The sequence below is a fragment of the Streptococcus merionis DSM 19192 genome (assembly GCF_000380085.1).
GTDB classification, from domain to species: Bacteria; Bacillota; Bacilli; order Lactobacillales; family Streptococcaceae; genus Streptococcus; species Streptococcus merionis.
In genome coordinates this window covers 331,743-354,377 of record NZ_KB904538.1, presented here as the reverse complement: position 1 = coordinate 354,377, position 22,635 = coordinate 331,743, and the positions used below count along the sequence as shown (strand labels likewise).

Annotated in this window: 20 protein-coding genes and 2 pseudogenes; 18 read left to right on the top strand and 4 right to left on the bottom strand. The window is 36.7% G+C overall.

Annotation, left to right across the window (positions count from 1 at the left end; genetic code table 11):
* Genes cps4B through A3I5_RS0101695 form a run of 4 tightly spaced genes read left to right on the top strand, consistent with a single transcriptional unit; the run spans nucleotide 1 to nucleotide 3,538 of the window.
* Nucleotides 1–732, top strand: coding sequence for a capsular polysaccharide biosynthesis protein Cps4B (gene cps4B / locus A3I5_RS0101710; protein WP_018372892.1), 732 nt, complete (start codon nucleotides 1–3; stop codon nucleotides 730–732).
* Between the two features lie 9 nt (nucleotides 733–741).
* Nucleotides 742–1,428: a Wzz/FepE/Etk N-terminal domain-containing protein gene (locus A3I5_RS0101705; protein ID WP_018372891.1), complete on the top strand. Its 687-nt coding sequence runs from the start codon at nucleotides 742–744 to the stop codon at nucleotides 1,426–1,428.
* Between the two features lie 37 nt (nucleotides 1,429–1,465).
* Nucleotides 1,466–2,155, top strand: coding sequence for a tyrosine-protein kinase (locus A3I5_RS0101700; protein WP_018372890.1), 690 nt, complete (start codon nucleotides 1,466–1,468; stop codon nucleotides 2,153–2,155).
* 18 nt (nucleotides 2,156–2,173) lie between these two features.
* A complete protein-coding gene (locus A3I5_RS0101695; RefSeq protein WP_018372889.1) occupies nucleotides 2,174–3,538 on the top strand; it encodes a sugar transferase in 1,365 nt (454 codons plus the stop codon).
* A 186-nt stretch (nucleotides 3,539–3,724) separates the two neighbouring features.
* Here A3I5_RS0101695 and A3I5_RS12860 read toward each other — a convergent pair.
* Nucleotides 3,725–4,342: pseudogene (locus A3I5_RS12860) on the bottom strand (transposase family protein); the annotation flags it as partial.
* 3 nt (nucleotides 4,343–4,345) lie between these two features.
* On the opposite strand from A3I5_RS12860, the pseudogene A3I5_RS0101685 reads away from it, so the two are divergent.
* The 13 genes and pseudogenes from A3I5_RS0101685 to A3I5_RS0101625 form a co-directional block, all read left to right on the top strand.
* A pseudogene (locus A3I5_RS0101685) lies at nucleotides 4,346–4,789 on the top strand (UDP-galactopyranose mutase); the annotation flags it as partial.
* Nucleotides 4,790–4,797: 8 nt separating this feature from the next.
* A complete protein-coding gene (locus A3I5_RS0101680) occupies nucleotides 4,798–5,535 on the top strand; it encodes a WecB/TagA/CpsF family glycosyltransferase (RefSeq protein WP_018372886.1) in 738 nt (245 codons plus the stop codon).
* Between the two features lie 336 nt (nucleotides 5,536–5,871).
* Nucleotides 5,872–6,081, top strand: a complete 210-nt coding sequence (locus A3I5_RS11465; protein ID WP_018372885.1) for an LbetaH domain-containing protein — start codon at nucleotides 5,872–5,874, stop codon at nucleotides 6,079–6,081.
* Nucleotides 6,082–6,105: 24 nt separating this feature from the next.
* Nucleotides 6,106–7,176, top strand: coding sequence for a glycosyltransferase family 4 protein (locus tag A3I5_RS0101670; protein ID WP_018372884.1), 1,071 nt, complete (start codon nucleotides 6,106–6,108; stop codon nucleotides 7,174–7,176).
* A 5-nt stretch (nucleotides 7,177–7,181) separates the two neighbouring features.
* The gene (gene wecB, locus A3I5_RS0101665; protein ID WP_026216867.1) at nucleotides 7,182–8,279 is read left to right on the top strand and encodes a non-hydrolyzing UDP-N-acetylglucosamine 2-epimerase; all 1,098 of its coding nucleotides are present in this window, start codon (nucleotides 7,182–7,184) and stop codon (nucleotides 8,277–8,279) included.
* Nucleotides 8,280–8,282: 3 nt separating this feature from the next.
* Nucleotides 8,283–9,203 (top strand): acyltransferase family protein, encoded by a 921-nt coding sequence (locus A3I5_RS0101660; RefSeq protein ID WP_018372882.1) that lies wholly within the window; start codon nucleotides 8,283–8,285, stop codon nucleotides 9,201–9,203.
* Nucleotides 9,200–10,348, top strand: coding sequence for an O-antigen ligase family protein (locus A3I5_RS11460; RefSeq protein WP_018372881.1), 1,149 nt, complete (start codon nucleotides 9,200–9,202; stop codon nucleotides 10,346–10,348). The genes A3I5_RS0101660 and A3I5_RS11460 overlap by 4 nt, the downstream gene beginning before the upstream one ends.
* Nucleotides 10,332–11,198, top strand: coding sequence for a glycosyltransferase (locus tag A3I5_RS0101650; RefSeq protein ID WP_018372880.1), 867 nt, complete (start codon nucleotides 10,332–10,334; stop codon nucleotides 11,196–11,198). Before A3I5_RS11460 ends, A3I5_RS0101650 begins: the two co-directional genes overlap by 17 nt.
* Nucleotides 11,198–12,625 carry a lipopolysaccharide biosynthesis protein gene (locus A3I5_RS0101645; RefSeq protein ID WP_018372879.1) on the top strand — a complete coding sequence of 476 codons (1,428 nt, stop codon included), beginning with the start codon at nucleotides 11,198–11,200 and terminating at the stop codon, nucleotides 12,623–12,625. The genes A3I5_RS0101650 and A3I5_RS0101645 overlap by 1 nt, the downstream gene beginning before the upstream one ends.
* A 115-nt stretch (nucleotides 12,626–12,740) precedes the next feature.
* Nucleotides 12,741–13,928 carry a glycosyltransferase family 4 protein gene (locus A3I5_RS0101640; protein WP_018372878.1) on the top strand — a complete coding sequence of 396 codons (1,188 nt, stop codon included), beginning with the start codon at nucleotides 12,741–12,743 and terminating at the stop codon, nucleotides 13,926–13,928.
* A gap of 20 nt (nucleotides 13,929–13,948) precedes the next feature.
* On the top strand, nucleotides 13,949–15,160 hold the full coding sequence (locus A3I5_RS0101635; protein WP_018372877.1) for a nucleotide sugar dehydrogenase: 1,212 nt from the start codon (nucleotides 13,949–13,951) through the stop codon (nucleotides 15,158–15,160).
* Nucleotides 15,161–15,322: 162 nt separating this feature from the next.
* On the top strand, nucleotides 15,323–16,162 hold the full coding sequence (dprA, locus tag A3I5_RS0101630) for a DNA-processing protein DprA (protein ID WP_018372876.1): 840 nt from the start codon (nucleotides 15,323–15,325) through the stop codon (nucleotides 16,160–16,162).
* 82 nt (nucleotides 16,163–16,244) lie between these two features.
* A complete protein-coding gene (locus A3I5_RS0101625) occupies nucleotides 16,245–17,090 on the top strand; it encodes a class I SAM-dependent methyltransferase (protein WP_018372875.1) in 846 nt (281 codons plus the stop codon).
* Between the two features lie 411 nt (nucleotides 17,091–17,501).
* On the opposite strand, the gene A3I5_RS0101620 is transcribed toward A3I5_RS0101625, so the two are convergent.
* The 3 genes from A3I5_RS0101620 to A3I5_RS0101610 all read right to left on the bottom strand — a co-directional run bounded on the left by A3I5_RS0101620 (nucleotide 17,502) and on the right by A3I5_RS0101610 (nucleotide 19,593).
* Nucleotides 17,502–17,693, bottom strand: a complete 192-nt coding sequence (locus A3I5_RS0101620; protein ID WP_018372874.1) for a helix-turn-helix transcriptional regulator — start codon at nucleotides 17,691–17,693, stop codon at nucleotides 17,502–17,504.
* 881 nt (nucleotides 17,694–18,574) lie between these two features.
* Nucleotides 18,575–19,063 carry a hypothetical protein gene (locus A3I5_RS0101615; protein WP_018372873.1) on the bottom strand — a complete coding sequence of 163 codons (489 nt, stop codon included), beginning with the start codon at nucleotides 19,061–19,063 and terminating at the stop codon, nucleotides 18,575–18,577.
* Entirely contained in the window at nucleotides 19,063–19,593 is a 531-nt protein-coding gene (locus A3I5_RS0101610) for a hypothetical protein (protein WP_018372872.1), read from the bottom strand. The genes A3I5_RS0101615 and A3I5_RS0101610 overlap by 1 nt, the downstream gene beginning before the upstream one ends.
* A gap of 212 nt (nucleotides 19,594–19,805) precedes the next feature.
* On the opposite strand from A3I5_RS0101610, the gene A3I5_RS0101605 reads away from it, so the two are divergent.
* Nucleotides 19,806–22,559, top strand: a complete 2,754-nt coding sequence (locus A3I5_RS0101605; protein WP_018372871.1) for an endonuclease/exonuclease/phosphatase family protein — start codon at nucleotides 19,806–19,808, stop codon at nucleotides 22,557–22,559.
* Nucleotides 22,560–22,635: the final 76 nt, after the last annotated feature.

Genomic DNA, 22,635 nt, shown 5'->3' with positions numbered 1-22,635 from the left:
ATGATTGACATTCATTCACATATTATCTTTGGGGTAGATGATGGTCCAAAAACACTTGAGGAGAGCTTAGAACTTCTCAACTTTGCCTATGATCAGGGAATTCGTACGATAGTGGCGACCTCTCATCGTCGGAAGGGAATGTTTGAAACGCCTGAAAATGTTATTTGGGAGCATTTTCAAATCCTGAAGGCAGAAGTGGCAGAAATCTTGCCAGATCTGACCTTGCTTTATGGTGGTGAGCTTTATTACACCGAGGATTTGCTATCTAAACTTGAGCAAAAAGAGGTGCCTACGATGGCAGGGACACGGTTTGCGCTCATTGAGTTTAGTTCTCGCACGCCTTGGAAAGAAATACATACGGCTCTTAGTAATGTCCTTCTTTTAGGGATTACTCCAATCGTAGCGCATATCGAGCGCTACCAAGCACTTGAATACGAAGCTGATCGCGTCGATGATTTGATCAAGATGGGATGCTATACTCAAGTTAACAGTCTCAGCTTGCTCAAACCTAAATTTTTCGGCGATGATGCTAAGCTGTTTAAAAAACGTGCGAAATACTTTTTGGAAAATAAACTCGTGCATATCATAGCAAGCGACATGCACAATACAGGTGTTCGTAGACCCTATATGAAAGAAGCCTATGCACAGATCGTTAAAGATTATGGTCAGTATTATGCGGACAATCTTTTTCATCACAATGCCCAAACTTTGTTAGAAAATAAATACCTCTAGGAGCAATATATGGAAACGATAGACAACAGTCAATTAGAAATTGATGTGTTACAACTACTGAAAAAACTCTGGAATCGTAAATTCTTGATTATTTTTGTGTCTTTAATTTTTGGAGGAGTGGCTCAGGGAGTAAGTGTCTTTTTAATGAAGCCAAGCTATACCTCGACCACTCGCATTTATGTAGTAAACCAAAAAGATCAAGCGCAAGGAATCAGTACCCAAGATTTGCAGGCAGGGGATTACCTGGTTAAAGATTATCAGGAAATCATTAGGTCTACTGATGTGATGCAGACGGTCGTTGCTGAAAAAGGATTGACAATAACACCATCAGCACTTGCTTCAAAGGTCCGAGTCAGTACCCCAACTGGCACACGGATTATCTCTATCAGCGTTGAGGATCAGGATCCTATTGAAGCAAGCAATTTGACCAATGCAGTCCGTGAAGTCGCTGCTGAGAAGATTAAAACAATCACTAAAGTAGAAGATGTCACGACTCTTGAGGAGGCAGAACCACCTACTGCACCGTCTTCCCCAAATATTCGACGCAATGTCTCGCTCGGTGTTTTGACAGGAGGATTTTTGGCAGTAGCGTTTGTCTTGATTAGTGAGTTACTGAATGATCGTGTGACTCGCCCTGAAGATATCGAAGAGGTTCTTGGAATGACGCTTTTGGGTGTAGTTCCAGAAATGGACTAATCAGTCGCGAAAAAAATCGATAATATAGGAGAATATAATGCCTCAATTAGAACTCGTCAGATCAAAAGTTCAACTGGCAAAAAACGTTGAAGAATACTTTAATGCCATTCGAACGAACATTCAGTTTAGCGGTCGTAACATTCGGACAATTGTCATTACATCGGTTCAGCCCAACGAAGGCAAGAGTACTACCTCTGTCAACTTAGCAATTTCCTTAGCGAATAGTGGCTTTAAGACTTTACTGATAGATGCTGACACGCGAAATTCTGTCCTTTCAGGGACTTTTAAAGTTAATGGAAAGACTGTTGGACTTAGCAGCTACCTGTCAGGCAACAGTGAATTGACGGATGTGTTATGCGACACCAATATCGAAAACTTGATGGTTGTCTTAGCTGGTCAGGTGCCGCCAAACCCAACAAGTTTACTTCAGAATGCTAATTTTGATAAGATGCTTAAGATGACACGTGAAGTCTATGACTACGTCATTGTTGATTCACCGCCCATTGGACTTGTCATTGACGCTGCGATTATCGCGCAACATTGTGACGGGGCAATCCTTGTGACAGAGTCAGGCGTTATTCGTCGTAAGTTTTTGCAAAAAGCCAAAGAACAATTGGAACAGAGTGGCACTCAGTTTCTTGGTGTTATTTTGAACAAAGTAGAGCAACGACTAGAAAATTATGGAGGCTATGGCTCTTATGGTCAATACGGTCAATATGGGAAGTAAGCCTTAATCGAGGAGAGTATGAAAAAGATAGGTCAGATACAATTAATATCTTTCCATTTACTATTAATTGTGTTTAGTCTTGCTGTTATTAGTACTTATTTTAAAACAAATTTCTCAGTTACTGATTTTATCATTTTAGGCTTGATAGACACAGTTGTCTTCTTTGTCAATGACTCAGAGCAAGAATTCTATAATAGAGGCTATTTGTTAGAGTTCATCCACACAGCAAAAAGTGAGATGATTTTTGTACTATTTGTCGTTTTTATTAACTTCTTGTTGAAAAATACTATCCCATTTTCAAGAAAAGATTTAATAGTATTTATCGTCTTGAAATTCTTAGGGACATACGGTTTAAATGTAATCGTAAAACGGTACAGATATTATATTTATCCCAAATTATTAAAAAGTAAAAAGTATGTAGTCCTTACCGTAAAGGCAAGGCTTCAAGATACGTTAAAGCGGCTAAACGGTTCAGGGAATTTAAATGGAGAGGTTGTTGGGATTTGTGTCTTAGATGATGCAAATGATGAGAGTTCTGGGGGGAAGTTTATTCCTAGAGCAGAGATGATAGCATTTGCCACATATCATGTTGTTGATGAAGTGTTTGCGAATCTACCAAGTGATAAGTATAGAGTAAGTGAGATTGTTTCCCAGTTTGAGAGCATGGGGATTGATGTTAGTTTTAATATTAACGCCTATGATCTCAACCCTGAAACTCAAAAGAAACTACAACGATTAGCAGATTTTAATGTTATAACTTTTTCGACCAGATTTTACAGCGAGACGCATATTATTGCAAAAAGAGCACTTGATATTATTGGCGCTATAGTAGGACTAGTCCTTTGTGCTATCGTTTCTATAGTACTGGTACCCTTAATCATAAAAGATGGTGGCCCTGCTATTTTTTCTCAAGAGAGGGTTGGAATGAATGGCCGGATATTCAAATTTTATAAGTTTAGGTCCATGGTTCCAAACGCTGAAGAATTAAAGAAAGAGCTCGAATCACACAATCAGATGCAGGGTGCAATGTTCAAAATGGATGACGATCCTCGGATTACAAAAGTTGGGAAGTTTATTCGAAAGACAAGTCTGGATGAATTACCCCAATTTTATAATGTTCTGCGAGGCGACATGAGTCTGGTAGGAACGAGGCCTCCGACTGTCAAGGAATATGAAACCTATACGCCAAGCCAGAAGAAGCGTTTGAGTTTCAAACCTGGTATCACAGGTCTTTGGCAAGTTAGTGGCAGAAGTAATATAACTGATTTTGATGAAGTCGTCAAACTTGATGTGGCCTATATTGATAGTTGGAGTATATGGTCTGATATTAAAATTTTATTGAAAACGATTAGAGTTGTTTTTCAAAGAGAAGGCTCGAAATAAATTTAGGGAATGATATATCGTTATATGATCAGCACAATATAATATGTGGTAGGGGGTAGTCGCATCGCGAAAGAATAAAATTTTTATCACTGCGTCCTATGATGGTGTAAAGTGGTATAAAATTCCCTAGATTTAATAATAAAACCATTTTAGAACCGAATAAACATCTCCCTGTCAAGTGGACAGTTAAATAATAGATTTGTTCTGAAACCAGCATATCTCAAACTTGATAATCCCACAAATTAACTCCGCTCTCAATTCAAATCGTCTCCTGCGGTTGCGATATGGTTGTGCCATTATTTGGAATATCTTAAATCGTGCCTTAAATAAAATGCTCAATTGGAAATGGTGAATGCCGAGATATCTCAAATTGACCAATAGCACTTTTCAGTTGGTAAGATAGCATACTGATTTTGAACAAGGTAAAATCGTACATGTGACCGTCTGAAAAAGCTAGCTGAATGGCCCAATGACTGGTTAAATCAAACAGGATTTGTGTTTTTATGGTGTGTCGTTTCTTTTTTGCTGAATAACTTTTACTTTGTTTTTTGTGGGGGACATTGAATAGACTATCGGAGCCATTTACCGCTACGTAAGCGCTAGGTATTTCTAATTGATCTAAATCAAATAAACCTGAGTTACGAAGAGTATCCACCACCCAAGTTAAGGTGGTATTGACAGTGACTGGACCAACACCGAAATCAAAGACTAGCAAGCGTTGTGTTGGATAATAGCAAAGGTAGCGTAGGGCATAAGCAATTGATCTTCCATAGTGAGACGACTACGACCTCCTTTTTGATGTTGTTTTTTTATAAGGAGTTTCCGAAGATTGTTTTTACAGGAATGATTGTTCAGTTCTTTAACTATGAACTAGGCTAGCTTGAGTACTGTAGTTTGCGCTTTGAAACAGAAATGCTCAATATGGAAAACTACCAAGGGAATGCTGTAGTCGACTACATGGATGCAGAAACGCTATATATTCGTATCATTGAGTATAAACACTTTGAATTTGATACACAAGAAAAAACTATCGTCACAAAAGAACACTCTAAAACTTTGGAAAAAGGTGATGAGCCATACTATCCAGTTAATAATGAGCGTAATAACCACCTTTGCAAAGAGTATAAAAAATTGGTTAATGTCCAGTCCAAGGCAATGTCATCTTTGGGGTTGTTTAGGTCAATACCGTTACACGATATGCACCAAGTTATTGCAGTAACTTTGCAATGTGTGAGAAATGAAGTTGATTAGGGAGAAAAATGAAAACAGTAGTATCTATTTTAGGAGTCAAAATCCATCCATTAACAATGAAAGAAACCATTGATGTAGTTGATACAGATTATATTCAAGGGAGGCGCCCACTTCATCTGATGGGAGTTAATGCAGATAAAATCAATCAATGTATAGATGATCCTGAGATGCTGACAATTGTAAATAATTGTGAAATTGTTAATGCTGATGGTGCTTCTGTTGTACTTGCAGGAAAGTATTTAGGAGTTGATATTCCTGAAAGAGTTGCAGGTATTGATTTAATGCAGGAGTTGCTGATGCTTGCAGAAAAGAAAGACTATTCAGTCTACTTTTTTGGAGCTAAAGAAGGGGTTCTTCAAAAAATGCTTGGGAATTTTGAAATTAATTATCCCAAGTTAAAAGTTGTTGGGCATAGGAATGGATATTTCTCATATGATGAGGTTGAGTTGATTTCTAAAGATATAGCTAATAAAGCACCTCAATTGGTTTTTGTTGGTATTACGTCGCCTAAAAAAGAATATTTGATTGAGCGTTTTATATCAGATGGCATTAATAGTATCTTTATGGGGGTAGGTGGTAGTTTTGATGTTCTTTCAGGCACAATACCAAGGGCTCCTAAGTGGATGCAAAATGCGCATTTGGAATGGTTATTCAGGGTGATGAATGAGCCACAAAGACTTTTTAAAAGATACTTTGTTGGGAATGTGACTTTTATTAGGAGAGTACTTACTGCAAAAAAGGATTAAGTAAATATTATTAAACCAATAAAAAATGACTTGTTCAGATACTCAGGGAAAGCGAATTTTGTCACGGTTGTTATTTACTTTTTGACTAGGTCTTTTTTTAGGTATATTGTAATAATGAGAATTTGTAGTTGTTCAAAAATACTGCGATATTTTTCTATCCTTTTCATAAAGTAACGAGCTCCAAAATAATACAAATCTCGTACAAAACCAATATCGGTTACGGATTTTATATAGGACATAATGGTCCTGTCGTAATTAACCCGACAGCAGTGATTAGTTATAATTGTACAATATTGTACAATTATGTAGTTCACGATAATTGGTAATGAAGTAAAAATGGCCGTATCTGTTGGTGATAATGTTTATATAGAATCTGGTGTTAGTACAGTAGAAGATGTTACGATTGGTTCAAATGTCACTAATGGTGCAGGGAGTTCTGTCACAAAAGATATTCCTATTGATGCAATAGTTGCTGGTAATCATGCTAAAATATTACATTATAAAATTCCTGAGAAGCTTGTTAAGCGAGTGTGGGCAATAGAATAGTGGATATGTAGAAAAGAGGAAGTGATGTCAAAAATATTGCATATATCTCGTACTATGGGGCAAGGTGGTGCAGAGAAAATAGTTTTTCAGTTATGTGAAGAATTTAAGGATGAATTTTCTGAAATATATGTAGCCTCAAGAGGGGGGCACTTGGTTAATGCTTTAGAAAAGCATGCAATTAATCATTTAACTATTGATGATATTGAAAAAAAAACCATCTCAGTACTGTTAAAAAATTTTCTTCAGCTCAACAAATTGATTAAAAAGCACGATATTGGGATTGTACATATCCATCACAGAATGGGATTAGTGTATGCACAGATGCTGCGCTTATTTAATCCTAAATTAAAAGTTATATATACAGCACATAATATTTTTAAAGATAATTACTTCCTCTATAAATTACTTTTGACCAAAGTCATATGCATTGCAGTAGGTAAAGGTGTAAAGGATAGTCTTCCTCTGAAAAACAAAAAGCATGTTATTGTTATTTATAATGGGGTTCGTAAACCAGAAGATGAGTATATCCCTACAGAATTAAAAGGTTTCGAAGGGACGAAAATTCTCTGTATTGCTAGATTAAGTGAGCAAAAGGGTCACAAATATTTGTTAGATTCAGTCAAGCAGCTGAAGGATGAATTACCTGAGAATGACTTTAAGGTTTATTTCTTAGGGGAGGATGAGCATGGGCATGAGCATGTTTTACGGGAATTAGTTGCAGAGTATAAGATTTCTAACAAAATTGAATTTTTAGGATATAAAAAAGATGTCCATAACTATATAAATGATTGTGATTTTGCAGTTTTACCATCACTTTGGGAAGGATTTCCACTAACACCCATTGAAGTATTTATGAATAAACGGACAATTGTTGCAACCGATATAAAAGGAACAGATGAGATTGTTAATGAATCTAATGGCATGCTAGTCACCCCAGCGGATGCTATTTCACTAAAAGAAGGAATGAAAAAATTGTTAGAGAATCTTGATTTAAGAAATGCCAAGGAAGAGCAAGCGTTCATTTCCTACACTAATAATTTTTCTTTTGAACGTTTTGTTTCGCAATACAGAGAAATATACAAAGATAAGGAGTAAGTATGTTGAAAAAAGTATTATTAGTTTTTGGGACTCGACCCGAGGCTATAAAAATGTGTCCACTTGTTAACGAATTGAAGCGTTCCAATACTTTCGAGGTTAGAGTATGTGTTACTGGTCAGCATAAAGAAATGCTTCAGCAAGTATTAGATGTTTTTAATGTAGTGCCCGACTATGATTTAGAAATTATGCAACCTAATCAAACGTTGTATACCATTACAACAAGTATACTAGACAAAATTAAGCTGGTTTTTGATGAGTTTGAGCCAGATGTTGTTTTAGTCCATGGTGATACTACAACAACATTTGCCGCTTCACTAGCTGCATTCTATTCAGGTATTAAGGTTGGGCATGTTGAAGCGGGTTTGAGGACTTATAATCTTCAAAGTCCGTTTCCTGAGGAATTTAATAGACAGGCTGTGTCAATTGTTTCTGATTTTAATTTTGCCCCTACAGAAATTTCAAAAGGTCACTTACTTTCTGAAGGAAAAAAAGAAGAAATGATATTTGTCACTGGAAACACGGCTATTGATGCGCTTAAAACAACGGTCGATGCAGATTACCATCATGATTTATTCGATTGGATTGGGAATAGCAAGTTAATCATGATTACGGCTCACCGACGAGAGAATCTAGGACAACCTATGAAAAATATGTTTAAGGCAATAAAGAGAGTATTAAATGAAAATCCTGACGTGAAGGCTATTTATCCTATTCATAAAAATCAACTAGTTCGTGAAATTGCAAATGAAATTTTTGGAAATAATGATCGAATAAAATTGATAGAACCACTTGAAGTTATTGATTTTCATAATTTTTTAAATAAGAGTTATCTTATTTTAACGGATTCCGGGGGTATTCAGGAAGAAGCACCATCACTTGGTAAACCCGTTTTGGTTATGCGTGACACAACAGAACGTCCAGAGGGAGTGGAAGCTGGAACATTAAAATTGGTAGGGACAGAAGAAGAGAGTATCTATAAAAATTTTAGTCTTTTACTTACAAATGATGAAGAATACTCGCGGATGAGTAAGGCAAGCAATCCGTATGGAGATGGAACAGCTTCTGAACAAATTGTTGAAATTTTGAAGGAAAATTTGTAAGATATGTTAAAAGAAAGAATGGGCTGGATTGATTCACTAAGAGGATTTGGAATCATACTCGTTGTTCTAGGTCATGTAGATTTTCCATACAAACAATATATTTATTGGTTTCATATGCCGCTCTTTTTTATTCTTAGCGGTATTACTATCAGTTTAAGTAGAGAGCGAGAAGTATTTTACACCAAAAAAGTTCGATCTCTAATATTTCCATTTGTAGTAATGGGTACAATTTTAATTGTTATTTTTTCATATTTTCAACAAATTAATTTTCTCAAAGAGATTACGAAGTTTTTGTTATTTGGGGGAGTGAGAAGTTCTGGATATGTAGGTGCATTTTGGTTTTTACCCTCACTCTTCGTGACTCAAGCAATTTTTTATGAAGGTTACAATTTAAAAAAAATGAGTTATAAAGGCATACTTGCATTGTTGGTTATTTCATGTGGTTTATTAGGAAATTCGAATCTTCCTATGAATTTATCACTTTTTCCAATATTTATGATTTATCTTATTTTTGGGAAGTTCATATTACCGAAGATTATTAAAGAGCATTTTAGTTATAAAACAATCTATATTTTTGCTTTTTCAGGTATTTTATTAGGAAAATATAGTGACTTTCAATTGGATTTAAAATATGGGCTAATCAGTAATTATTTTCTAGCTATTTTTATTCCTATTACTCTAACTAGTTTGTTTGTTGTCTTATTCTACAGGTCAAGATTGAATTTTTCAAAAAAAATACTATCTTATATTGGAGTACGAAGTTTAAAAGTAATGCTTACTCACAATTTCTTTATTTATAACCTTAGTAAGTGTTATGATTTAGTTTGGTGGCAAAATTTTATTTTAAGTGTTATATTGACGATATTAAGTATATTTATTTACGAAAAAGCGATTGAAAATACAGGAAAGAATATTACAGAATGAAAATCTCTATTAATTTAAAGATACTTTTATTAATGATAGGCTTACTAGCCTATTTTCCGCCATATTATTTAGAATATAGACCCTATGGCGCGATTTTAGACGATATTTTTTTGATTATCCGCTTCTTAATATCGATGTTTTATAGTTATAAATATTTTTATATAGAAAAGCATTTTTTGGATCTGTTTATTTTTCTTTTTTTAGTTAGTCAAGCTATTTCTAGTATTGCCACAGAAACAACAACTATCGGATTTATTGGCAGTCAGTTTTTACTTTTTGGATTTTATCTTTTTTTGAAATTTAATTTATTAAAAAATTCAGAGTCCTTCTTAAAGTCTGCTTTTAATCTTTTTATTATATATATTCTTTTCCAAGTAGCAAGCCAACATTTTTATATTCAAGGTTTTGATTTGCAAAATGCTTATGGAGATGCTAGGGCGTATTTCTTAGGACGAAAGAATGCCACGACACCGTATTTAATCTATTTACTTACAACTTATTATTTACTTAATAAGCAAATGACAAAGATTATTTCCATTAAAGAACTTACTTTTCTTACTTTTACATTGTTATTGACTTTGTTTACGAGTTCAAGTACGGCATTAATGTGTTTTATAACTTTTATTTTGATTCGCTTCTTTGGTAGTTCTGAAAGAATTAGTAATAGTTATACTAAAATAGTTGCAACTATCTACCTTATCCTTAGTTCAGCTATACTGTCTTCTGAAAGTTCATTGGTAAGTAAGATTATGGGGATTTTGTTTGGAAAGTCTTCTTTTTCCGGGAGAACAGAAATTTGGAGCTTAGCCATTAGATATTTTAAAGAAAATCTATGGTTTGGCTATGGTTTGAATATTTCCTTTATACCTTGGACAAATGGAGCGATTGTTTATTCTGCACATAATACATTGCTTGATATTTTGGCGAGGTATGGTGTTATTACGGGAGTTATTTTTCTGATAATTTTACTTAGCCAGGTTCTCTTTAAGACAAGTCTTAAATATCGAACCCTATTAGCGCTGTTGATTCCTTTTCTGCTCTATCTACTGATGGAAAATGCTTCGACAGTTATGTTTATATTGGTTATTACAACTACTTATTATCTTAATTTAAAAATGGGAGAGACGGATGCTAAAATATCTTGATAAGTTCTACTATAAATTTTTTAATATCTATCAAAATTTTTATATTAAAAAATTCAAGAAAAAAGGTTATATAATTAGTGATCAAAAAATACCATCTGAAAAAGTAGTTGTATCATTTACAACTATTCCAAGCCGAATTGATATTTTACCTTTAATGTTAGAAAGTATTTTTGAGCAAACGGTAAAAGTCAACAAAGTATTAATGTATGTATATGCAGAAGAATTTTCTCATCTTAATCTTGAAGAAATTTTACAAAAGGAGCTTTTAAGAGGACTGGAAATTGTGTACTTGAGTGAAAATCTTCGCTCACACAAAAAGTATTATTACGCTCTAAATACTTACCGCGATGAACTTGTTATCACGATTGATGATGATATTCTATATAGATCCGATATGATTGAAAAACTTCTTATATCATATCGTAAGCATCCTATGGAAATTTCTGCTTTACGATGTCATAAGATTAGATTAAAAACAGATGGAGAACTTCATGGTTATGAAGATTGGTACTATGAAATGTACAATGATTTAGAACCTTCACATCTCAATTTTTTTACAGGTTGTGGAGGAGTTCTTTATCCAACATCTTTTAGACCTGAAGAACTTTTTGATAAGGACAAAATTAAAAAGCTGAGTTTTCTTGCTGATGATGTATGGCTTAACCTCATAGCCTTTAAGAATCAAGTAAAGATTGTGAAAGCTAATAGAGGAAAAGGGACGCCCCTAACGCTAGATAATAATTTAGAAAATAGTTTAGCATATCAGAATGTAATTGAAGGGAATAATAATGATGATTGCATAAAGAATATGGTTGAATACTATCATTTAGATTTTAAAGGTGTGAAATAATGGATATAAAAAAATCTTTTCGTGATGGTATTCTCTTTACAGCTATTGGTAAATATTCCAATGTCATTATTCAGTTGGTAATCACTACTATATTAAGTCGCCTCATTAGTCCAACTGAGTATGGTATTGTTGCGGTTGTAAACGTATTTTTAGTTTTTTTTCAAATATTAGCTGATTCAGGTATTGGACCGGCAATCATTCAAAATAAGGAATTAACAAGTCGGGATATAAACAATATCTTTTCACTGACTGTTTTTACGGGTGCAATCCTAGGAATTGCTTTTGTAATTTTAGGTCAGCCAATCAGTCTTCTTTATGATAATGTTATTTACACAAAATTATGCCTTTTACTGGGGATTTGTGTTTTCTTTTATACGATTACAATAGTGCCACAGTCTGTTCTCAATAAATCTTTAAAATTCAAGCAAGTAAGTTTACTGACGCTTTGTGCTAATGTTTTGAGTGGTATTCTAGCGATAATATTCGCCTTCTCAGGTTTTGGTGTCTATACTCTTGTACTTTCAAATATCATTAAAGCATTTGTTATTTTCGTACTTCTGTATTCCCAGGTCTCCTTAAAATTCTATTTTCGGTTAGATAAGAGCTCCTTACTTAAAATCTTTGATTTCGCAAAATTTCAATTTTTCAGTAATTTTCTTAATTATTTTGCTCGTAATCTTGATAATTTATTAATTGGATCAGTATTTAGTTCTGCTGCTTTGGGATATTATGATAAATCTTATCAACTATCTCTGTATCCTAATCAAATTTTATCACAAGTTATCACACCAGCCATACACCCAATTATGTCTAATTTTTCTGATGATAGAAAAAAAATGTCAGATGTTTTTTTTAAAATTTCAAGTGTTATGATTATGGTTGGGATTCCAATATCAACATTTCTGATTTTTAATGCCAGAGATATTATATTGATAATGTTTGGTGATAATTGGATTCCTAGTGTTGATTCTTTTAAGATACTTTCAGCCTCAATTTGGTTACAAATGGCTAATAGTTTTTTGAGTAGTTTTTATCAAGCTACTAATAATGCGAAAACGTTATTTAAAGTCGGAGTGGTGACTTCTACTTTAAATGTCGTTGCTATTTTAGTTGGTGTTTTCTTTGGTAGCATTGAAACAGTTGCACTAGCATTACTAGTTTCTTTTACTTTTGTTCTGGTAATAACTATTTATTTTTTGCAAAAGTTAATTAATTTTAGTATTTTTAACTATTTGAAAATAATTTTAGTCAATAGCATCTGCATTTTACCATTTGTTGTTTTCAATGTTTTCTTTATAAATCTAGAATTGAAAGCTTTTTATAACTTTGCAGTTGAAGCAATATTGCTTGTTGGTACGTGGGGAATTATGATGTTAATTACTGGCAACTATAAACAATTATTATTTTTAATAAAAAATAAGAGATAGTTTGGAGCCAAGAAGACGGATAGATATTTAAAAGTTGAGTACCTACTACATGAAGTATTAATTAGGCGAGTTTCACTTATAAGAGAGATAATACAGTCAATCTACAGGAGTAAATATGAAGATTCTTTTAGTAAATATATTTTATAATGAAGAAGGTGGTGCTCAAAAGAGCACGACTTTATTAGCTGAGCAACTGGTAAAAGAAGGACATGAAGTATCAGTATACAGTATTGATACTGATAAACCTGTTAATGAGAAAAAAAATGGAGTACAGATATTTAGAAGAAATACTACTACGTTTGATTTAAACTATATTTTTAAAACTCGAAAAAACAGATTCAAGCATTTATTTTATAAGTTCTTTGAAGTCTTTAATAAGTCAGCTGAGCGCAATTTTGAAGAGATACTTGACGTTGTCCAGCCTGATGTCATTCATTTTAATTGTCTATCAGGAATGTCGTTGGGTATTATTGAAATTGCGAAAAGTCGAGGTATTAAAACAGTACTAACTCTAAGAGACTATTGGCTAGAGACTCCTTGGGGAACGAAAAATAATTTTATTGTCAATGGAATGAACAGACGTTTGGAGCCAAAGGTAAAAAGAGCGCTGTCTTTCGTTGATATTGTAACAGCACCATCTGCTTTTACTTTGAATCACTTTATTGAGAAAGAATATTTCAATTCTTCGCATCAGATTTGCGAAGTAGTTGAAAATGCGGTGACTTTTTCTCAGAAAAACCTAAAAAAAATTATCGATGAGAAACGTAGCATTGTACACAATATGGATACCCGATTCCTATTTGTTGGATCGATCTTGAGGCAAAAAGGAATTTTCAAAATGGTAGAGGCATTTAAAGAGTTATCAGCCTATCCCAATATCACTCTTGATATTGTTGGGAAAGGAGCAGATTTGCAGGAACTTAAAGCGGAGATTGAGTCTGATTCTAGAATTAAATATTTAGGTTTTAAATCTAATCCAGATTTGAACAATATCTATCGTTCTGCTGATGTTTTAGTTGTTCCATCAGATTGGGATGAACCTTTTGGTAGGGTAGCTATTGAGGGTAATTCAAATGGACTTCCAGTAATTGGATCGAATCGCGGTGGGATTCCTGAAATTGTCCATACAACAAAAGGAGGAGAAGTTTTTGATATCTCAAGCATTTCAACTTTTGTTGAGGTAATGAAAAAATTTATCGAAATGCCCAATTATAATATCTATTTTGATTCAATACTTGAAACAATTGATACCTATCAAATTGAAAAGCAGAGTGAAAAATTTGTGAAGCTATATCAAAAATAGTTTGTCAAAAGGAGTTTACTATGAAAATCGCAGTAGCGGGGACTGGCTATGTCGGTCTATCTTTGGCAACTTTGTTGTCGCAGAGTCACGAAGTGGTGGCAGTTGATATTATTCCTGAGAAAGTTGATATGATTAATCGTCGTGTGTCACCTATTCAGGATGGTAAAATCGAAGAATATTTTGCAACTAAGGAATTGAGGCTTGTTGCAACTTTAGATGCAGATTATGCTTATAAGAGTGCAGATTTCGTTATTATAGCCGCACCGACTAATTATGATAGCAAAAAGAATTTCTTTGATACATCTGCTGTTGAAGCGGTTATTGAAAAAGTCATATCAATCAATGATAGTGCTATTATAGTTATTAAATCAACCATTCCAGTTGGTTATACCGAACATGTTCGTCAAAAATATAATACGAATCGTATTATTTTCAGTCCAGAGTTTTTACGTGAGTCTAAAGCCTTGGAGGATAATTTACATCCGTCACGTATTATTGTGGGTACTGATTTTGCAGATGATGCTTTGACGAAAAAAGCAGAGCAATTTGCAACGTTGCTCAAAGAGAAGTCTTTAGATGAAGATACTCCTGTTTTGGTAATGGGATTTACAGAAGCTGAAGCAGTTAAGCTTTTTGCCAACACTTATCTTGCCCTTCGTGTGTCTTATTTTAATGAGTTGGATACCTATGCTGAGTCTAAAGGACTTGATACTCAGCAGATTATTGAAGGTGTCGGTTTAGATCCACGGATAGGTTCACACTATAATAACCCTTCATTTGGGTATGGTGGTTACTGCTTGCCGAAGGATACTAAGCAACTCTTAGCCAACTATGATGATGTACCGCAGAATATGATGTCTGCTATTGTTGATAGTAACCGAACTCGTAAGGACTTTATTGCGGATCGTGTTCTCAGCATTGCAAACTTTGATGAGGAAAATGCCCAGGATACAACAATCGGTATTTACCGCTTGACAATGAAAAGTAATTCAGATAATTTCCGCCAAAGCTCAATTCAAGGTGTAATGAAGCGTATCAAAGCGAAGGGTGTTAAGGTTATCGTTTTTGAGCCTACCCTACCTGATGGTGAACTTTTCTTTGGAAGCGAAGTGATTAATAATATGGAATTATTTAAAAATCAAAGTCATGCTATTATCGCCAATCGCTATGATGCAGTATTAGATGATGTCATTGACAAAGTTTATACTCGTGATATTTTTGGTCGAGATTAAGAAGAGTAAAAAAATTTTTCAGTACCTCTCTAAATCGTGGATTGTGGGGTTAACTAATATAATAACCTTCTGCAACAAATCATATTACAACTTTTTTGAAAAGAATAATTTTACTCAGCACTTTTTGCTGAGTTTTTTCGAATAGAGAGGTGGAGGAGAGTTATGAAAGCATATGATATCTTTAAGTGGAAGCAGGCAGGGCTGACTAATCTGCAAATCAATCGAATTTTGGACTATGAACAGAAAGCGGGTAAAAAGCTGTCAGATCGCGATATAGTCATCGTTTCAGAGGTGAAAAATCCTGCGGTTATTCTGGAGCATTATCGCAATCTCGATGAGGCTCAGTGTAAGGAGAGGTTTGACTGTTTTCCTGCCTTGTCTATCTTGGATGAGGATTATCCTTTAGCTTTGAGAGAAATCTATAATCCGCCAACTTTGCTTTTCTACCAAGGGAATTTGGAGTTGTTACACCAGCCTAAGTTAGCTATCGTTGGGAGTCGTAATGCTAGTAAGACTGGGGCGGGTGCAGTTCAGAAAATCGTCAAAGAGTTGGATAATCATTTTGTCATCGTCAGTGGCTTGGCGCGTGGAATCGATACTGCAGCCCACATGGCTGTGCTTAAAAATGGTGGGCAGACTATTGCGGTTATTGGTACGGGATTGGATGTCTTTTATCCCAAGGAAAATCGGGAACTGCAGGGCTATATGAGCCGAAATCAGCTGGTCTTGACAGAGTATGAACCGAGTCAACAGCCACTCAAGTTCCATTTTCCAGAGCGCAATCGCATTATCGCGGGATTGGCTAGTGGTGTGGTTGTCGTTGAGGCCAAGATGCGTTCAGGTAGTCTCATTACCTGTGAGCGAGCTATAGAAGAAGGACGCGATGTCTTTGCAGTCCCAGGCAGCATCTTAGATGGTCAGTCCGATGGCTGCCATCATCTCATTCGTGAGGGAGCCAAATGTACCAATTCGGGTCAGGATATTTTATCCGAGTATGCTTAATGAGTAGGAAAAGGTTCGTAGAAGCTTTTTTTCTACTCTGATTCGTGTTATAATGAAGGCCATTTGAAAAACGGAGTGTGTTATGACTTGTCAAAAAATGGTGTCAAAGGAGGAGCCTCGTTCGCTGAGAGATGCGAATTGTAATTTGGTTTCGGATCGGGTACTCTCTTCCAATATGGCAACGTTTGTGGTGACAACGAGTTTTAAGATTGATGTTGGAAAGATACAAGAGGCCAAAAATCTTGCCCAAAGATTTGGTGTTCCCTATCTGGAACGCAAGAAATACAGTGTGCGGTATTTGATTGGTGAGACGGCCGGTGCTTTAGTTGTCTACAAAGATAAATTGATTTATGTCAGTCGAGATGAGGAAGAGCTATCCTTTCATCCTGATACGGCTATGTTGCGGATTAAAAATGGTCATGATCCCCTCATTGATTTGCTCGGCTCAGAGCCTTTGAAAATTTTAGACGCTACTATGGGACTTGCTAGCGACAGCATTTTGATGGCCTACCATGGCCATCAGCTGACAGGGGTTGAGGCTAATCCCTTGATACATCTCATTGTCAGTCAGGGGTTGCAGATCTTTGAGACTTCCAATAAGCGATTGGAAAAAGCCATGCGGGGAATTGAGGCGCAGTGTGCGGATCATTTTTCCTTGCTAAAAAGCCTGCCAGACGGGGAATTTGATATAGTGTATTTTGACCCTATGTTTAGTCAGGCGCTGACCAGTTCCCCGTCTTTTCAAGGTTTGCGAGAGCTTGCATGTCAAGCACGGTTAGATGAGCAAGTCCTAGCAGAAGCTAGGCGTGTTGCTAGACAGAAAATTATTCTCAAAGCGCATTTCAGAGATCCTATTTTTGAAAAACTAGGTTTTGCTCGCCAAATTCGACCCAACTCCAAATTTCACTATGGTGTCATTGATTTATGATTGGAAAAGATAGCTGTGATGGCTCTATTATTACCTGAAAAAGCAAGTAAACCTATAATAAATTTTAATACTCAAAAGCGACAGTTAACATTTTAAAGAAGTTAGTTGTCGCTTTTCGATATGTTTATACGCATTTTTATAATGCTTGAGGTCTTCTAATGCTCAATAAAAATCAAACAGCAAACTAGGAAGCTAGCCGAAGGCTACGGCGAGGCGACGCTGACGACGTTTGAATTTGATTTTTGAAGAGTATAACTTAAAAATGCATTGAACGAAGAGATTTCAGATGAATTTTTCTAAAAAGCAGCACCTTATCTGGTATACTTTTCTCAAGCGGATGTTTTATTTTTCAATAAATCCTCTGATTTGCTAAGTGCTAAAATAGATAGCAGTTGTTTTCTCAGCCTGTGTTTATGGCCAGAACAGATCGTCTAGGGTTTTATCAAGTGCTTGGCAGATGGCTATGCAGAGGTTGATAGTGGGGTTGTAGTCCCCTTTTTCAATGGCAGAAATGGTCTGGCGTGAGACACCAACTAAGTCTGCTAAGGCTTGTTGGGATAGATCTTTCCCTGCTCGCGCAGCCTTAAGTCTCAAATTTTTCATACATCAGTCTCCAAAATATTGCCCCGTTTACAGTAGGCCAAACTTCCAAGATATTAGTCTAGTAAAGGATTCGGTCTTCGTGAGTATCGGACAAGCTGGGTGAGGCTGGGTAAAAAGTCCAATCTCACCTCTTATAGTTTGCATAAACATCTCAGCGCAGTGGTTGGGAATAAGACTTGTTGGCTATGCCAACTTAGTCTTACCCCTGCAAAGATCATCAGGTGCTTTAGCGCCAATGAACCACTGCTGATTAGGCTCTAATACGTTGATAAATCAACTTTTAGAACCCTAATCAGCGGTTCGCTGTTTCCAATCGTTTGCTTACTAACTGAACACGGCCTAAAGAGATGTCACAGTATACTGTCTTATTACCTTGTCGTCGTAGACGTCTGGTTTTTCTTCGATTTCATCTGTGAAAAACCTAGTCGTCCTGACGGGGGTGCGTCAACGAAATCAAAGATTTCTGACTTACCGCCATTTTTCTACGCTTTTCNTAANGGCCTTTGTATCTTGTAGTGCGCAACTCTTGGACAGCTATCGCATAGGTGGAACATCTGGGAGTGGGACAAAAATTGGTAAGCCAAAGGCTTCAATTTTGATGTCCCACCCCCGCAAGGCTGATTAGGCTTGTTAAAACCTACGAAGGAGGTGAATGAGAAGCCAATCAGCTACTGCGATTAGAGTTTACTGTTGGAAAGGGCAAGCCGAGGGTTCTTTTCGGTTTGAACCAGTGTTGCCATCGTAACTGCGCGGGGGTGGGAAAACGACCTCTTTTTTTTGATTGCTTGAGTTCTTTCCCACTCCCATAAAAATATCAATCTAGTTCGATATAAGCTAAAGTTTATCATGAAATTTCTTTAGACTGATTTTAGTACAAGCAATCAGTCATCGTTTTTCTTGATGAGATTCCAAAGTAGTCGTCCAATGGTTGAGACGGCCATGCTTGCAAAAGTTATAAAGGTAAGGGTGTTGTATAGATATTCTGGCGTCAGCCATTGCTTTAGAGGGACTGTTCTCAGATTTAACCAGTGTAGCCAAGACAAAAAGAGAAACGAAATAAGGGTAAGATACTGTAGCGCTTTTCCCGGTTTAAAGTAAGCTTCTTGCCAAATACTATAGTTGATATAGACAATAGACCCTAAATAAGTGATAAGAAGCATTCCTGTACCAAGGCTTAGGTATGCTGTTAACGCTTTTTCAAAAAAGAAAATGGTCCCGCAGCCCGCTAACATACTGATAGAGGAGAGTCGGAATGCTTTAAGACGAAAAAGCATTTGGCGTTCATCAAAATTATCCTTGCCCAGAAAGGTTTCACTGACAAAAAGCAGAGTTGCTATTAGGAGAAACACTCCTAAAAGTTGCCATATCATTAGCGGATCTCCTTTTTATCAAGATAAATACGATAAGCATAAGCGAGAGAGACTGACAAACATAAGCCTGCCATTAGAAATCCCTGACCAATACCGCTTGCACTAAAGAAATTAGCGAGGGGAGCTGGCTCCAAACTCATATGGTAAATATTGAGAGCGAGCATCATGAAACCAGTCATTCCTAAAATGAAGAAGAGAATATGGTAGGTTTTTCTGGAAACATTAATTGCAAAAAGTCCTCCTTTAAGGATATTGTGGCAGATCTGGACAGTGATAGGAATGAACATAAAGCTCGTTGCCACAAATTGACCTGAAATCTCAAAGAAATCTAAGCGAAATAAGAGAATGTAGACAAAGGCCAAGAAATAGGTTATCACAAAACCTAGGGTGTTACCCTGGAGGTTGATCGTTTTTTGGCGCTCGTCATACTTGGGATTGATCATGTCCTTTTTGACAAAAAAGATAAAGAGAAGAGTGAGTAAGGCTCCCACAGCTAGGAGTGATAGAAGAGTGATTGAAGCATTGTCCATAAGATTTACCTCATTTTCTAGTTGTTTTCGCTTTCATTATAACTTTAAAATGGCGTTTTGTCAATTATATTTTACAAATTGCTATAAAATTTGAAAAATACAGGATACATTTAAATAACCATTTGAAAACGGTTTATGGTACAATAAAGGTATTGAAAAATTTTACGAGACTTGAGGGTCTTCCTCTTGAGATAGAAAGGAAAGGAAAAGAAATGAAAAAGAAGAAACTTCTTCTTAGTGCATTGTTAGCAGCAGCACTTCTGAATACTGTGCCTGTGGCGCCTATTGACACGAATGTTTGGGCTGCTGAGGTTGAAAACGCAGAAGTCACTCAGACATCTCTCTCTGAAATCAGAGCTTCTGGCGTTCAGGGAAATGTTTACACGGTAACGGGCAAGATTGTCAGTGCGGTCAACGGCTGGGGAGGCCAGGGATTTTATATTCGGGATGATTCTGGCGCTGGCTTATATGTTTATCCCAAAAAAGACTTGGGCTATGCGACAGGAGCAGTGATTCAGCTGACTGGTACTCTGGGTGCATTCAATAATGAACTTCAGTTAGTTGATGTGACAGAGCACAAGTTGTCAGATCAAGTTATAGAGTCTGTTGTTACTGCTAGCGATATTCCTAGCTTAGCGAATGCTCAACAATCTACTCTAGTGACTCTCAATCAGGTGACAGTGGGAGAAATTTCGACTGATAAAAACAGTAACACCCTCTTCTCCGTTACAGATGGTGCTGGACATAGTGTAGCTGTGCGATTTGATAGCCGGACTGGTTTTCAGCATTCGGACGTGACTGCTAAAATCAGTCAGGGAGATGTCATCAATCTGACAGCAATTCTTTCTATCTATCGCGATACAATTCAACTTAAACCCTTTGACCTCAACCAGATTGAAGTTGTTAAGAAGGCTGAACTAGATGCTAAGGCAGAGACTGGATCTGATGTCACTATCGCCCAGATTCAGGGCAAATCCCATGAATCTCCTTTAGTGAAGCAGACTGTAACGGTTAAAAATGTCGTGGTCACTTATGTAGACACCAATAGCCGTTTCTTCGTACAAGATTTAAATCCAGATGATGATCCAGCGACTTCAGATGGACTTAATGTCTACATGTCTAAGCATAATGTAAAAGCAGGAGATGTGCTGACCCTTTCAGGTGTTGTTGAGGAATATCTGAGCAGTGGTTATGATGAAAAGGCGACAACTGATTTGACAGTGACGCAATTAAAAGCTAGCTCTATCGAAAAGACAGGAACTTCTCCTGTGCCAGCTCCAGTTGTTTTAGGTCAGGATCGGGTTGCTCCTCAAAACATTATCGATAGTGATGGCATGTCAGCCTTTAACCCAGAACAGGATGCTCTTGATTTTTGGGAATCGCTTGAGGGGATATTGGTGGCTGTAGATGATGCCAAAGTTTTGGGGCCATCAAAATACAAGGAAATCTACGTTCTACCAGGAAATACGACAGCTTTGTTAAACAAGGTTGGCGGGATTACCCTACGACCAGATGGCAATAACACTGAAATCATTCCTCTATTACTGAAGAAAGATTTTGAAGCTAAAGCTGGTGACTACTTCTCAGGACGTCTTGCTGGTCCTGTTTGGTACAGCTACACGAACTATAAGGTTTTAGTGGACAATGCTACCTTGCCAACCTTTAATGATGGTGGCTTACTTCCAGAGAAGACTGCTATTGTTAAAAATGACCAAAAACTCAGCATCGCTTCTTACAATATCGAGAATTTTTCAGCCGATAAGAAAAGCACCTCAGATGAGAAAGTGTCTCGCATTGCTAATTCCTTTGTCAATGATTTGAACAATCCAGATATTATCGGTCTCATTGAGGTTCAGGATAACAATGGTGCAACAGATGATGGAACAACGGATGCGAGTCTTAGTGCGAAGCGCTTGACAGATGCTATCAAGGCTCTTGGAGGTCCTGATTACACTTACGTTGACATTGCCCCTGAAAATAATGTTGATGGTGGCGCACCGGGAGGGAACATTCGTGTCGGCTTCCTTTATAATCCTAAGCGGGTTCAATTGTCAGAAAAGCCTGTTGGCGGTGTAAATGATGCGGTGTCTTGGACAGCTAATGGCCTTAGCCATAGTGTTGGCCGCATTGATCCAACCAATCCTGCTTGGGCCAGTGTTCGTAAATCCTTGGCGGCGGAATTTGTTTTCCAAGGGGAGAAAGTCGTCGTTGTTGCCAATCACTTAAATTCCAAGCGTGGAGATTTTGGACTTTATGGACGAGTACAACCTCCAACACTTGGCTCGGAGCCTAGACGTCATACCCTAGCTACTCTTTTAAATCAGTTTGCTCAGGATGGGCTAGCACAAAACGACAAGACGAATATTGTCATGCTCGGAGATTTCAACGATTTTGAGTTTACACAGACTATTCGCTTGCTTGAAGGCGATCTCCTGTCCAATCTTGTGAGCAGACACGATGAAAGCGACCGCTTTACTTATTTCTACCAAGGAAATAACCAGTCGCTTGATAATATTTTACTAAGCAATCACCTCTTAGCGAATGCTGAATTTGATATTGTCCATGTCAATTCACCATTTATGGAGGCACATGGCAGAGCTTCTGACCATGATCCGCTCTTGGTACAGCTAGCACTTTCTAAATCTAGTTTATCTGATTCAGATAGCAATACTAAAGTCCCTGATCATTCGCAGTCTAATCCTAACCCGAGCCAAACTGAGAAAGAGGAAAAGGGAACGCAAACACCAGGAACTTCTTCTGAAGGAAAGTCAACTGATACAGGGGAAGGTCATTCACAAACCTCTCAGAACTCATTAGAAGATGACCAAAATGAAGTCAAAGTAGCTGGTAAGCGCCGGATTTTACCACGAGCTGGTGAGCAGTTGTCTTACGGATTAATCGGTCTTGGTGTGATTATTTTGCTGGCTCTAGCAGTCATCCTATTCAAGCGCAATAAGAAAAAATAAGCAATGTCAAGTTTTTTTCTTGACAGCTGAAAATAATCTGCTATACTAGATAGAGTGAGATGGTAGCTCTGCTATT

Excerpts from the sequence above, each read along its gene's own strand:
- A3I5_RS0101670 (WP_018372884.1), top strand. The coding sequence starts at position 6,106 with ATGTCAAAAATATTGCATATATCTCGTACTATGGGGCAAGGTGGTGCA.
- A3I5_RS0101625 (WP_018372875.1), top strand. The coding sequence starts at position 16,245 with ATGACTTGTCAAAAAATGGTGTCAAAGGAGGAGCCTCGTTCGCTGAGA.
- A3I5_RS0101695 (WP_018372889.1), top strand. The coding sequence starts at position 2,174 with ATGAAAAAGATAGGTCAGATACAATTAATATCTTTCCATTTACTATTA.
- A3I5_RS0101635 (WP_018372877.1), top strand. The coding sequence starts at position 13,949 with ATGAAAATCGCAGTAGCGGGGACTGGCTATGTCGGTCTATCTTTGGCA.
- A3I5_RS0101705 (WP_018372891.1), top strand. The coding sequence starts at position 742 with ATGGAAACGATAGACAACAGTCAATTAGAAATTGATGTGTTACAACTA.
- A3I5_RS0101620 (WP_018372874.1), bottom strand. The coding sequence starts at position 17,693 with ATGAAAAATTTGAGACTTAAGGCTGCGCGAGCAGGGAAAGATCTATCC.
- cps4B (WP_018372892.1), top strand. The coding sequence starts at position 1 with ATGATTGACATTCATTCACATATTATCTTTGGGGTAGATGATGGTCCA.
- A3I5_RS0101610 (WP_018372872.1), bottom strand. The coding sequence starts at position 19,593 with ATGGACAATGCTTCAATCACTCTTCTATCACTCCTAGCTGTGGGAGCC.
- A3I5_RS0101660 (WP_018372882.1), top strand. The coding sequence starts at position 8,283 with ATGTTAAAAGAAAGAATGGGCTGGATTGATTCACTAAGAGGATTTGGA.
- A3I5_RS11460 (WP_018372881.1), top strand. The coding sequence starts at position 9,200 with ATGAAAATCTCTATTAATTTAAAGATACTTTTATTAATGATAGGCTTA.
- A3I5_RS0101615 (WP_018372873.1), bottom strand. The coding sequence starts at position 19,063 with ATGATATGGCAACTTTTAGGAGTGTTTCTCCTAATAGCAACTCTGCTT.
- A3I5_RS0101700 (WP_018372890.1), top strand. The coding sequence starts at position 1,466 with ATGCCTCAATTAGAACTCGTCAGATCAAAAGTTCAACTGGCAAAAAAC.
- dprA (WP_018372876.1), top strand. The coding sequence starts at position 15,323 with ATGAAAGCATATGATATCTTTAAGTGGAAGCAGGCAGGGCTGACTAAT.
- A3I5_RS0101605 (WP_018372871.1), top strand. The coding sequence starts at position 19,806 with ATGAAAAAGAAGAAACTTCTTCTTAGTGCATTGTTAGCAGCAGCACTT.
- A3I5_RS0101680 (WP_018372886.1), top strand. The coding sequence starts at position 4,798 with ATGAAAACAGTAGTATCTATTTTAGGAGTCAAAATCCATCCATTAACA.
- A3I5_RS0101650 (WP_018372880.1), top strand. The coding sequence starts at position 10,332 with ATGCTAAAATATCTTGATAAGTTCTACTATAAATTTTTTAATATCTAT.
- A3I5_RS11465 (WP_018372885.1), top strand. The coding sequence starts at position 5,872 with ATGGCCGTATCTGTTGGTGATAATGTTTATATAGAATCTGGTGTTAGT.
- A3I5_RS0101640 (WP_018372878.1), top strand. The coding sequence starts at position 12,741 with ATGAAGATTCTTTTAGTAAATATATTTTATAATGAAGAAGGTGGTGCT.
- A3I5_RS0101645 (WP_018372879.1), top strand. The coding sequence starts at position 11,198 with ATGGATATAAAAAAATCTTTTCGTGATGGTATTCTCTTTACAGCTATT.